This is a genomic window from Chryseobacterium sp. StRB126 (assembly GCF_000829375.1).
Lineage (GTDB): Bacteria > Bacteroidota > Bacteroidia > Flavobacteriales > Weeksellaceae > Chryseobacterium.
In genome coordinates, this window is the sequence record NZ_AP014624.1 from 91,534 (window position 1) to 103,598 (window position 12,065).

At 36.9% G+C, this 12,065-nt stretch carries 12 protein-coding genes; 2 read left to right on the top strand and 10 right to left on the bottom strand.

The features are described 5' to 3' along the window. The first annotated feature begins 76 nt into the window (after positions 1–76). Positions 77–2,815, top strand: a complete 2,739-nt coding sequence (locus tag CHSO_RS00490) for a hypothetical protein (protein WP_045491175.1) — start codon at positions 77–79, stop codon at positions 2,813–2,815. Between the two features lie 168 nt (positions 2,816–2,983). Next, positions 2,984–4,213, top strand: a complete 1,230-nt coding sequence (locus CHSO_RS00495) for a terpene synthase family protein (RefSeq protein ID WP_232509131.1) — start codon at positions 2,984–2,986, stop codon at positions 4,211–4,213. A gap of 15 nt (positions 4,214–4,228) precedes the next feature. Here CHSO_RS00495 and CHSO_RS00500 read toward each other — a convergent pair whose 3' ends face one another. The 10 genes from CHSO_RS00500 to rpsL form a co-directional block, all read right to left on the bottom strand. Then, on the bottom strand, positions 4,229–4,729 hold the full coding sequence (locus CHSO_RS00500; RefSeq protein ID WP_045491176.1) for a low affinity iron permease family protein: 501 nt from the start codon (positions 4,727–4,729) through the stop codon (positions 4,229–4,231). A 535-nt stretch (positions 4,730–5,264) separates the two neighbouring features. Further along, complete coding sequence (locus CHSO_RS00505; protein ID WP_171817582.1) at positions 5,265–5,537, bottom strand: PepSY-associated TM helix domain-containing protein; 273 nt, start codon at positions 5,535–5,537, stop codon at positions 5,265–5,267. Continuing rightward, the gene (locus CHSO_RS25780) at positions 5,518–5,727 is read right to left on the bottom strand and encodes a hypothetical protein (protein WP_171817583.1); all 210 of its coding nucleotides are present in this window, start codon (positions 5,725–5,727) and stop codon (positions 5,518–5,520) included. The genes CHSO_RS00505 and CHSO_RS25780 overlap by 20 nt, the downstream gene beginning before the upstream one ends. 297 nt (positions 5,728–6,024) lie before the next feature. Further along, positions 6,025–6,156: a hypothetical protein gene (locus CHSO_RS26395; protein ID WP_262483764.1), complete on the bottom strand. Its 132-nt coding sequence runs from the start codon at positions 6,154–6,156 to the stop codon at positions 6,025–6,027. 36 nt (positions 6,157–6,192) lie between these two features. After that, positions 6,193–6,327, bottom strand: coding sequence for a hypothetical protein (locus CHSO_RS26400; protein ID WP_262483765.1), 135 nt, complete (start codon positions 6,325–6,327; stop codon positions 6,193–6,195). Positions 6,328–6,357: 30 nt separating this feature from the next. Then, positions 6,358–8,367, bottom strand: a complete 2,010-nt coding sequence (locus CHSO_RS00510) for a TonB-dependent receptor domain-containing protein (RefSeq protein ID WP_045491179.1) — start codon at positions 8,365–8,367, stop codon at positions 6,358–6,360. A 331-nt stretch (positions 8,368–8,698) separates the two neighbouring features. Then, on the bottom strand, positions 8,699–9,004 hold the full coding sequence (rpsJ, locus tag CHSO_RS00515; RefSeq protein ID WP_002661363.1) for a 30S ribosomal protein S10: 306 nt from the start codon (positions 9,002–9,004) through the stop codon (positions 8,699–8,701). A 16-nt stretch (positions 9,005–9,020) separates the two neighbouring features. Next, positions 9,021–11,138: an elongation factor G gene (gene fusA, locus CHSO_RS00520; RefSeq protein ID WP_045491183.1), complete on the bottom strand. Its 2,118-nt coding sequence runs from the start codon at positions 11,136–11,138 to the stop codon at positions 9,021–9,023. Positions 11,139–11,144: 6 nt separating this feature from the next. Further along, positions 11,145–11,621: a 30S ribosomal protein S7 gene (gene rpsG / locus CHSO_RS00525; RefSeq protein WP_034677991.1), complete on the bottom strand. Its 477-nt coding sequence runs from the start codon at positions 11,619–11,621 to the stop codon at positions 11,145–11,147. A gap of 23 nt (positions 11,622–11,644) precedes the next feature. Further along, positions 11,645–12,058 (bottom strand): 30S ribosomal protein S12, encoded by a 414-nt coding sequence (gene rpsL / locus CHSO_RS00530; RefSeq protein WP_002983146.1) that lies wholly within the window; start codon positions 12,056–12,058, stop codon positions 11,645–11,647. Positions 12,059–12,065: the final 7 nt, after the last annotated feature.

Below are 12,065 nucleotides of genomic sequence, written 5' to 3' on the forward strand. Positions count from 1 at the left end.
ATCTTATGCTATTTTCTGCCAGCACCATTGATTACAAAACAACTATATAAAAAACTAAAAAAACACTACAAACCCTATGAAAAAGTATATTCTTTCACTTGCGGTTGTATCTCTTTTCTACACGAACTCTAACGCCTGTGCGTGGTCGGATCCGGATTATGAATACTTCAACCTATTTACACAGAGTATTATTAAGGATAAGTCTTATCTTCCTTTTCTTCATACCTACTCTTCAAGATTCTTCGGTGACTACAATCCATCTATGATTCCTGATGACAATATTGAAACATGGAAAAAGTATTTCAACAATCAGCTTAATTATGCCGAGACACAGAATCTGGTGTATAAGGTAAGCATGAATGATCTTAATGCTCTTAAAAATGGAACTCCTGCCAACCCGCTTTTACAAAAACTTGGAACTAGATTTTATCAAAAATATAAAGAAGGAATTGATTATCTGATTGAGGCTAAATATCTGGAGCCTTTCATGAGCATCAATTATGTTGAAAGTGAAAATTCATTTTACTATAACAGAGACGAGAACAAGAAAAATGCGACCTCTCTTGATTATAATAAAACCATCGCAGCCCTAACCTCTTTATATAATGCTGCCAGAAATCCCGAGATCAAACAACGCTACGGATATCAGCTTGTCCGTCTGAACCACTATACCAGAAACTATGACTCTGCATTACAAGCCTTTAAAACATATATTGAACCTATCAAGTTAAAGGGTACAGTGTATTATATGGCTCTGGATCAACTGGCAGGAGCCCAAAGAGGGTTGGAAATGAATAGTGATGCCAACTGGAACTTCTTCCAGGTATTTATGAACAGTAAAGACCGTAAGGAATCCTCTTTTGTTTCTATGAAACTTTCGGATACAGCTTCTTTCAGCAACATTATGAAAAGAGCCAATACAAATGAGGAAAAGAACATGGCTTATTTCCTTTTAGGATATGAAGACTTCAACAACCCTATTCCTATTATGGAAAAGATGTTTGACATTAATCCGGATTCGGAAATCCTGAAGGTAATGGCGGTAAGAAGTATCAACGAACTGGAAAGAAGCTACCTTCCAATCTATTATTACACTTCTGATGCTTACGGCAGAGTATCTGTCTACAGGGGAAATACCGAAACCCATAATTCAAAAGATGCTACTTCTGATAAGAAAACAACAGAAGTAAAAGAGATAAAAGAAGAGAAAGTATCCTTCTGGCAGAAAATTGTAAGGTTCTTCAAAAATCTTTTTGGAGGTTCAAAATCTGATGCATCCGGTGATGGAAATAAAGCCGACCAGAGTGATGATGAGCTATTAAATAACCCTAACAGAATTCCTTTCTACACCACGGGATATAGCGGATATGATGATAACACAAAGGATTACCTTGATGATCTTGAAAAGTTCACTTCAAAGGCTAAAGAGAAATCCAAAGATGAATACTGGCAGATTGCAGATGCCTACCTTAAGTTTTTAAAGAAAGATTATAAAGAAAGTACCGAAATTCTGAACGAAATCAAAACCACCAATCCTGAATATCTGGAGGAAATCAAAAGGATGAAGGTTCTGAATGATATTGTTTCGCAACCTAAAGTGGATGCTGCTTTTGAAGATCATCTGATGAAGGATTATGCTGAATATTTTGTGGAAAAAGAGGTTAAAAAAGATACGGCTAATGTCAACAGTGATTACGATTATTACGGAACGGCACCTTCCACAGCTGATTTCTTAAAAGATGTAATGGCCAACCGTTACTTCCTTCAGGGAGAAGACGGAAAATCATTCCTGATGAATAACAAACTTTCTGACCTTCAGTACAACCCGAACTCAAGTCTGGTGAAAAGTGTTGAAGAGTTTTACAGAAAGCCTAACAAAACCCAGTTTGAGCAACAGATCATTGCTAAAAATATGGACAGCGTAGGAAATGTTGATGCATTCTTCAATACCATCTATGGTGACAGAGCAGTGAGACTTGCAGATTTTGAAAAGGCTAAATCTTATTATGAAAAGGTTCAGAAGTTTAGCGGAATTCCAAGGGAAAATTATGATTGGACTGAAAAAGACGGTCAAAAGATTACCCCAAAACAATATGCTTCTTCTGAATATAATGGTTTCAATAATATTCCAGGTCTTGTTTTCGGACATAATGTATGGGAAAGCTACCAAAGTCCGGATGCTGAATCTATGAAATCTGAAGGATATACCGAATTCCCTTTCATCAAAGATAAGATGAATAAACTGGAACTGACGGATGTTTTGATCCAGCTTAAGAAAATCGGAAATGGTAATGATGAAAAGGCAGCAAGAGCGAATCAACTTATCGGAAACCTTTTATATAATACTTCCATTTTAGGATATTATCGTCATGTATTCGTTATGGATATTGATAACAGCAATGGCGGAAAATACTACTTCTGGAATAATGATAAAGGAAATCCTTACAAGTATTACTATAAGAACTTCCTTGACACATCTTATATTGAACCTGATAATTTTGATCTAGCGATCAACTATTACCAAAAAGCGCTTAAGCTTTCGAACAATAAAGAAGAAAAGGCTAGAATTCTATTCCAGATGGCAAGTGCCGAGCAAGGGAAATATTATCAGTATGAAGCCAAAGCTCCGAAAGATTTCGATTATTCTGACCCGAAATGGTCTGAAAAAGAAGATGCCCGCCAGAAGGAAATGGACAATCTTAAGAATCAAAAATACAGAACCTATTTTGCTCAGCTGAAGGCACAGTATTCAGATGCTGAAACCACCAAAAGCCTGATGGGAAGCTGTTCTTATTTTAGTTACTTTATGAGATAACATCAAATTGACCAGTCCTGAAAAAGGTTGACTAGTTTAATAACTCAGATATACTTAAATCAGAGTAGGAATTTTCCTATTCTGATTTTGTTTTTTATAGGTTTTGAATTTCATATAATTTTTCATGTGCACTTGGCTTTGGTATTCTTCCCATTATCATTTATGGTAATGAGGCAGACTCTCTACCTTTCTCTTTACGATCTCCTCTCCAATGATCCTAAAAAGATTTTATACTCAGGTTTCCCTCTTACATGTTCAAAATCAACAGTCTTTAACAAAATTTCACAACACGCAATTGCCTCACAATCATTTTATTACTATTTTTATTATTTCATCATCAATAATGATTTATTAAAAACAAAACCATCAACCCAAAATCAAAATAACATGAAAACAACAATTTCAGACGATGAATTTTATGCCGGGTTACAACAGTTACCCAAGCCTAAGTATCCCTTCACCGATTCTATTCACCCCGATTTTCAACTTCAAAGGGAAGAATATTATGATTGGATTGACAGGAAGTATATTTTCCACAGCCAAGAAGCCCGTGAAAAACATAAGCAGCATAACCTGACCGATATTGCAGCACGGGGCTGTCCTTTTTTAAAGAACCTTGCAGAATTGAGACCATTAGCCAGTTATGCTGCTGATGGGGCTATGATGGACGATTATTTTGATCGTTGCTCACATGATGAGATGGCAGAAATAGCAACCCGTATTATGGCTTTACTCACTGGTGATGATCCTAACGAACCGGCTGACAATGGTATATTTCATCAATTTTGGACATTAAGACAGAACATCATTACATGTGAAATGCCAGAACGGCTCTATAAAAAATTCTTAAAATCATTGCACGAAGTACTTATTGGATATGCGGATGAAAGAGTATACTACAGATCAAATACCATCCCTCCTCTCCCTATTTATTTATTAATTCGAGAAGCAACAAGCGGAGGACAGCCTTTTTGTAAGTATGTGGCGATGCAAAAAGATTATCGTCACCTCCCTGACAGCATACTCGAGCATTTACATATTCAACGCCTTCATACAATTTCTGCTCTGATGATCGGAATACATAATGATATTATTTCTTTACCCAAGGAGCTTCATAGAGAAGAGGATACCATGAATCTGGTGAAAGTATTGCAACAAGAGCATAAAACTTCAATAAAAGAGGCTTATATGATGGCTCTGGAAGTGCATGATAATTATTTAAAAGAATTTTTGGTATTGCAGGAACATTTACCTTCTTTTGGGCAATGGCAGGATATGACCCGAAATTATGTACAGGATCTTGGGATTATGGTAGCCGGCGTATATGCCTGGCATACGAATGACACAACCCGTTATGTAAATGGAGGGTATGTAGAAGGTGAATATAACAGCAAATAATATTAAAAAAAGGGATCACTCAGATTCCTTTTTTTGGTCTTTTTTCTGTAACCATTCCTCATGTTTCTTTTTGAAGAACTCATGTTTGTAATTCTGATTCCTTTTTGCTGCATCAATAGAATGCGAGGTATGAATATCCGCATCCTTTTTTGCAAACTGAGCCAGATTTTCGTAATAATGATGAAGCTGATCCAGTTCCATTTCTGTAAGATCTTCAATATCTACAATTCTGTTACTGGCCTTTTCATGAGCTGCAAGGAGTTCGTTAAGTTTAATCTGTATGGCTTTTGAATCTTTATTTTGAGCTTTCTGAATGAGGAAAACCATGAGAAAAGTGATAATGGTAGTTCCAGTATTGATGACCAGCTGCCAGGTTTCGGAATAATCAAAAAAAGGTCCAGTAACGGCCCAAGCCACAACCACAAATGTTGCTCCAATAAAAGCATACTGGCTTCCCGTAAATTTTACGGCATAGTTTGAAAATTTTTCAAAGAGATTGTTATTTTTATGAACCATAGGTCAGATTATTTTATAATAAATGTATATAATTAACCTGAACGAATAAAAAGAATAGTGAAATAAGGATGGAAGTTTGAAACTGGAGGATGGAAGTATTGTTGAGAATACAACTCATGAAGCCATTCAATACAATATCTTATTGTAAGGTTTCATGAAAAACTACATCAATTAATAAATGCTTGTACTCCCTTCTATTCTACCTCATTTTTCTAAATCTATACCCCAGATCAGAAATCCTGTGACTGATAATGAGCACCCGATTAACGAAACGATAAAATAAAGAATAATACTCGGCAGTTTCATAATTCCCCCTTTGTGCAATGTGGCTTGGCTAATGCAATAATTTTTTTATTCAATGGCTAATCTGAGGACAGCTCTTTGACTTTAAAGTTTCCGGTTTTATCAAAAGTAACTTCATCCGGAAGCATCATCCCCAGAAAGTTTTGGATATTGGCTTTAACGACAACATATCTCGGATTATCTTTATTGGGAGCTCTATGCTGGTAACAGCAGAATAAGGAAGATGCTGATCTTACAGTTGTACAATTTTATCAAGGGAAGCTGGCTTGGTGTCTTTAAGGTTTTTCTTTTCATCCTGCTTCTGGAGCATAACCTCCAATAACCCACCAAATACGTCATCGCCACTCTCTTTATTTTTTGAAATATTATCAATGGGTGATCCTCTTAAACTTACGATAAGATCATTCTTCACCCAAGGATAGGTCATATACAATCCGGTAACAGCCATAAAGAACAGCATCAGGAAGGTATAAAAACCAAGGGTATTATGAAGGTCGTAATTCACACGTTGGAATTTTGCCCGGAACATTACAGTTAATCCCTGTTCCAGAAACTTCAGCTTTTTTTACCTGAGTGGAAGTCTCACTGATATAGACTTTCTTCCTGTTCGTAAAATCAATAATCTGATTTTTGAAGGCATACAGGTATCCGGTAAGACACGCCACAAAAACAATGACACATGATAAAAGCCCCACTCAAAGATGAATGATCCACATTAGATATTTAATGGCAGATTCATTCTTTTGTCTTTCCTGTAAAGGCTTTTAAACAATGTTTTCATTTGGGTATTATAACAAAAACATTAAGACGGTTAAGCCATCTTAATGTTTGCAAAATTAATTTGATATGAATAAATTAAAAAGTTAATACAAATTTGTGAAAGGATTCTGTAGTAATTCCTCCTTTCTAAACCGGTATTAATATCGTTTATTTTCTTCCTTTAAACTGGATTTCTTTTACAATCTCCTAGAACTTTGGATAGCGTTCCGGAGTTATTGCTTTTTAAATACTTTGGCCATTTCAACAGCCTGCTGAACTCTCAGTTTGTCTCCTTTTATTCCCAATACCACACGGTCCATATTCCCACCCCAAGCTGTTGCAGCCTGAAAGTTTTGCTCTTGCAACTGTTGATACTTTGCTGTGATCTCATCAAAGCTTTTCTACCGCGCAGGGGTAAATTCTACTGCCGTTTTAAATTGGTGATAATCTACTCTCTTCTTTTTGTCACCTGAACATGAAACTACCACTAAGGTTGCCAATACCATTACAAGAGTTTTGATATCATTACTTTTCATTGATATTGTATGTTAAGGTTTTATTCTATTTTAGAAAAAGTAATTTACTCCGAACTGATATCTGATTCCATCGATTCTGAAACCAAAATTACTGGCAGGATCTGTTACATCATTACGGATATCTTTATCCAACAGATTGTATACTCCAAATGTAAAACGAACATGCTTGTTCAGTCTGTACACCGTTCCTAAATCTAGCAAGAAGTAAGATGGGATTGGATATTCCTGCGCTCTTCCCCTGCTTACTCCCGGTTGGCTTTCGCTTCTATAGTTTCCTCTTGACCAGAATTCGAAACTGTCATTAGCTTTCCAGGATAGGTTTACATTAGCCATGTGCTTAGGGATTCTAGCATATGGTTTATTGTACAATGCAGGGATCTCATCAGATTTAATCTTTGTATCCGTATAGGTATAGTTTGCTTTTAATACAATATCCTTTGATACATTTACCCCAAGATTCGCTTCAAGGCCCATGCTGTTTGCCTTACCAAGATTTTCTCTTGTTGAGATAAAGTCATAGATATGATTATACAGGGCTTCAAACTGTTTACATTCTTCAGTATTGTTACATTTTCTAACTTCAACCAGCTTGTTTTTAAAGTCTGTGTTAAATCCCGTTACACTCAGGTTAATCACCTTCTTATTATCTTCAAACATAACTGTTAGTTCCTGATTGAAGCTTTTCTCCGGTTTAAGGTCTTTGTTTCCGATGATTACTCCATCCTGAGTTCCACCACCAGTTACCTGTCCCCATCCTGGATTTACAGCTCTTAGACCCGGAGCTTTATATCCCCATGAAGCCCCTCCTTTAAAAGTAAAGTTATTAGTAGCACTCCATACTAAATATCCTCTTGGAGTAAAATTAGAACCATAGTTCTCATCATTATCCCAACGTGCTCCTGTAACCAAGTGTAATTTATCAACCAACTTCCAGTTTCCTTCTGCAAAAGCAGACCAGTTCCAACGCGTCAGTTTGGTTACCACTTCTCCATTATCTGACTTCATTTTATTTCCTAAGTCATTTAGTCTTTCATATCTGTATTCTGCGCCAAAGCTGATCACATGATCTTTAATATTGAAATTATTAAGGCTGTATGCCGAGAACGTTTCATATCTCATATCCCTGTTCGGGTTGTTGGTATTGTCATACTGGATATAAGAGTTCGTATGGAAGTTTGAGTAATCTCCTTTATGGCTTAATGCCAAAACATTTCTCTCGTAGTTGTTCCGTGAGCTTTTTGCTTTAGGTCCCAATGAATACCCCGGATTCTGATTTCTTTCCTGACGGTTATAGTCGTAACTTAGCTTAAATGTATTTTTTGTATTTGGAGTAAGGCTGAATTCTGTACCAAAAGCTTTGATTATTCTTTCGGTAAATCCTCCTACAAATTTATCTTCATTTCTATCTGAATAACTTCCGGTGACTTTCATCTGAAGAAGGTTTTTCACTAAAGAACCGGCAGCATATCCGTCAATTTGGTAAGTATTTCCAGATTCTTTATGTACCTGCTGTATTAAGCTGGTTCCAATAGATCCTCTCCAACCGTTACTCAGTTTTTTAGTGATGATATTGATTACTCCACCCATTGCATCAGAACCATATAATGAAGACATTGGTCCTTTTACCACTTCAATTCTTTCAATAGTTTCCAATGGAGGCATCCATCCTTGTTCGATACCAGGACCGTCAGAATTTGGTCTTGTCTCTCTTGTATTGATTCTTTTACCATCAATTAAGACTAATGTTTGGCCAGATTCAGCTCCTCTTATTGAGAAATCACTTGTACTTCCTCCTCCTGTAACGAACACACCCGGAACATCCTGTAAAGCATCTGTAATATCTCTATAGGCTCTTTTTTTAAGATCTGCCTGGGAAATTACAGAAATAGTTGCTGGAGTATCCTTGATCTTCTGAGCATACCCGGAACCCGTTATGACTACTTCATTAATTTGGTTGCTTTTTAACGTGTCCTTCGTCTTCTGACCGCTTATTAAAGCTGATCCTAAAACAAGCAAGGAAAAAGATACTGTTCTAAACATCAATAATTTTTTTGCAAAATTATTATTTTTAATAATTCTAAATAAACAAACTAAGATGAGATATGTCACCTTAACTATACCCCTAATAAGAGATCAATAATATCACTACCATTATGGTGACAATATACCAAAAGAGCTCCCCCACTGTTAAAGATAAACCCTCAACGCTGTCTCATGATTATCAATAATAAAAAGCAAAAAAAAGCAAATTAACATTGGATAAATTTGCTTTCAAATGGCTTGTATACCTTCATTAAAAGGATTGATAGGAATAAAAAAATCCGTCCCTAAAAAGGAACGGATTGTATAATCATTGCAAAGTATGCAGTTATCACACTTTAATTTCAACGTCTACTCCTGAAGGAAGTTCTAATTTCATTAGAGCATCAACAGTTTTAGAAGAAGAAGAGTAGATATCCATTAGTCTCTTGTGAGCTGATAATTGGAACTGCTCTCTTGCTTTCTTGTTTACGTGCGGAGATCTCAATACTGTGAAGATTCTCTTATTCGTTGGCAATGGAATTGGACCGTTTACAACAGCACCAGTAGCCTTTACCGTTTTTACGATTTTCTCAGCAGACTTGTCTACCAAGTTGTAATCGTAAGATTTTAGTTTTATTCTGATTCTTTGTGACATTTCTTTAATTTAAAAATTAACCTTTTGCTTTAGCTATGATTTCTTCAGCAACGTTTTGTGGAGTAGCTTGGTACTTCTCTAATTCCATAGAAGAAGTAGCTCTTCCTGATGAAAGTGTTCTTAGAGTAGTTACATATCCAAACATTTCAGAAAGTGGAACAGAACCTTTGATTACAACAGCTCCATTTTTCTCTTCCTGACCACTGATAGTACCTCTTCTTTTGTTAAGGTCACCAATGATGTTACCCATATATTCTTCTGGAGTTACAACTTCCAGTTTCATAATAGGCTCCATGATTACTGGCTTAGCAGCACGTCCCGCTTCTTTAAATCCTAATTTAGCAGCCATTTCGAAAGAAAGTGCATCAGAATCCACCGCGTGGAAAGATCCGTCTTTAAGAACAACTTTAATACCTTCAACTTCGAAACCAGCCAAAGGACCGTTCTTCATTGCAGCTTTAAAGCCTTTTTCAATGGCAGGAACAAATTCTCTAGGAACGTTACCACCTTTGATCTCATTGATGAATTCTAAACCAATTTTACCTTCGTCAGCAGGTCCTAGTTCAAATACAATGTCAGCAAATTTACCTTTACCTCCAGATTGCTTTTTGTAAACTTCTCTGTGGTTGGCAACTTTTGTTAAGTTTTCTTTGTACTCTACCTGAGGTTGTCCTTGGTTTACTTCAACCTTGAATTCTCTCTTCATACGGTCTACAATGATATCTAAGTGAAGCTCACCCATACCAGAGATGATCGTTTGTCCAGAAGCCTCGTCAGTTCTAACAGTAAACGTTGGATCTTCTTCAGCCAATTTAGCTAAAGCGTTACCCATTTTATCCTGGTCAGCTTTAGTTTTAGGCTCAACAGCTATACCAATTACCGGATCAGGGAAAACCATCGATTCAAGAACGATTGGGTTTTTCTCGTCACACATTGTATCACCAGTTTTGATAGATTTGAAACCTACCGCAGCACCAATATCACCAGCTTCAATATATTCTACTGGGTTTTGCTTATTAGCGTGCATCTGATAGATTCTAGAGATTCTTTCTTTATCTCCTGAACGAGTGTTCAAGATATAAGAACCAGCATCTAGTCTTCCAGAGTAAGCTCTGAAGAATGCTAATCTTCCCACGAATGGGTCAGTAGCAATCTTAAATGCTAATGCAGAGAAAGGCTCATCTACAGATGGCTTTCTTGTAATTTCAGCGTCTGTTCTTGGGTCAGTACCTTTGATATCATCTTTATCCAATGGAGAAGGCAAGTATTTACATACTGCATCCAACATAAACTGTACTCCTTTGTTCTTGAATGAAGAACCACAAGTCATTGGGATAATAGATAAATCGATAGTAGCTTTTCTAAGCGCTTCGTTAATTTCGTCTTCAGAGATTGAATCCGGATCTTCGAAGAATTTCTCCATCAAAGTCTCATCGTAGTCAGCTACAGCTTCTACTAATTTCTCTCTATATTCAAGAACTTCAGCCTTCATGTCTTCAGGAATTGGCACTACTTCGAAAGTAGCTCCTTGTCCTGCTTCATCCCAGATGATCGCTCTGTTTTTAATTAAGTCTACAACCCCTTTGAAGTCTTCTTCAGCACCGATTGGTAAAACGATTGGAACTGCGTTAGATCCTAACATGTCTTTAACCTGGTTTACCACGTTAAGGAAGTCAGCACCTTGTCTGTCCATTTTGTTTACGAATCCCATTCTAGCAACTTTGTAGTTGTCAGCAAGTCTCCAGTTTGTTTCAGACTGAGGCTCTACTCCATCTACTGCTGAGAATAAGAATACCAATCCATCTAATACTCTTAAAGATCTGTTTACTTCTACAGTGAAGTCAACGTGTCCCGGTGTATCAATGATGTTGAAGTGGTAAGGTTTAGTATCTGCTAAAGGTTTTCCTTGATCTGTTGGAAAGTTCCAAGAACAAGTAGTTGCAGCAGAAGTAATAGTAATACCTCTTTCCGCTTCCTGCTCCATCCAGTCCATTGTAGAAGCACCATCGTGAACTTCTCCAATTTTGTGGTTTACACCTGTATAGAATAAAATCCTTTCTGTAGTGGTAGTCTTACCTGCATCAATGTGAGCAGCGATACCAATATTTCTTGTAAATTTAAGATCTCTTCCCATTTCAGATTAGAATTTGAAGTGTGAGAAAGCTTTGTTAGCTTCCGCCATTTTGTGAGTATCAGATTTCTTTTTGAAAGCAGCACCTTCTTCTCTTGAAGCAGCTACAACTTCATTAGCTAATTTCAAAGCCATAGACTTATCATTTCTCTTTTTAGAGTAGCTAATTAACCATTTCATTGCCATAGAAATTTTTCTATCAGCTCTGATTGGCATAGGAATCTGGAAGTTAGCTCCACCTACTCTTCTAGAACGTACTTCTACGTGAGGCATAACATTTGTTAATGCATCTTTCCAGATTTCTAGTGCAGTTTTTTCAGTTTCCCCTTTTTTAGTTTCTACGATATCTAATGCATCATAGAAAATTTTGAATGCGATTGACTTCTTACCGTCAAGCATTAAGTTGTTTACGAATCTCGTTACCAATTGATCATTAAATTTCGGATCTGGTAACAACGGTCTTTTTTTCGCTTTTGTCTTTCTCATTGCTTTTGTACCTTATTTAATGATTATTTTTTCTTTCCTTTTGCAGGAGCAGCAGCTGCTTGTCCTGGTTTAGGTCTCTTAGCTCCGTACTTAGATCTTCTCTGAGTTCTTCCATTTACACCAGCTGTGTCTAATGCACCTCTTACGATGTGGTAACGTACTCCCGGTAGGTCTTTCACCCTTCCGCCTCTAACCAATACTATCGAGTGCTCTTGAAGATTATGTCCTTCGCCCGGGATATAGGCGTTAACTTCTTTACCGTTAGAAAGTCTTACCCTTGCCACTTTTCTAAGTGCAGAGTTAGGTTTCTTAGGTGTAGTTGTATATACTCTCGTACATACACCACGTCTTTGTGGACAAGAATCAAGGGCAGCCGATTTGCTCTTCTTGGCAAGCGTGGCTCTTCCTTTTCTTACTAATTGTTGAATAGTAGGCATTTAATTG

Excerpts from the sequence above, each read along its gene's own strand:
- CHSO_RS00490 (WP_045491175.1), top strand. The coding sequence starts at position 77 with ATGAAAAAGTATATTCTTTCACTTGCGGTTGTATCTCTTTTCTACACG.
- CHSO_RS00495 (WP_232509131.1), top strand. The coding sequence starts at position 2,984 with ATGAGGCAGACTCTCTACCTTTCTCTTTACGATCTCCTCTCCAATGAT.
- CHSO_RS00500 (WP_045491176.1), bottom strand. The coding sequence starts at position 4,729 with ATGGTTCATAAAAATAACAATCTCTTTGAAAAATTTTCAAACTATGCC.
- CHSO_RS26400 (WP_262483765.1), bottom strand. The coding sequence starts at position 6,327 with ATGAAAAGTAATGATATCAAAACTCTTGTAATGGTATTGGCAACCTTA.
- CHSO_RS00510 (WP_045491179.1), bottom strand. The coding sequence starts at position 8,367 with ATGTTTAGAACAGTATCTTTTTCCTTGCTTGTTTTAGGATCAGCTTTA.
- rpsJ (WP_002661363.1), bottom strand. The coding sequence starts at position 9,004 with ATGTCACAAAGAATCAGAATAAAACTAAAATCTTACGATTACAACTTG.
- fusA (WP_045491183.1), bottom strand. The coding sequence starts at position 11,138 with ATGGGAAGAGATCTTAAATTTACAAGAAATATTGGTATCGCTGCTCAC.
- rpsG (WP_034677991.1), bottom strand. The coding sequence starts at position 11,621 with ATGAGAAAGACAAAAGCGAAAAAAAGACCGTTGTTACCAGATCCGAAA.
- rpsL (WP_002983146.1), bottom strand. The coding sequence starts at position 12,058 with ATGCCTACTATTCAACAATTAGTAAGAAAAGGAAGAGCCACGCTTGCC.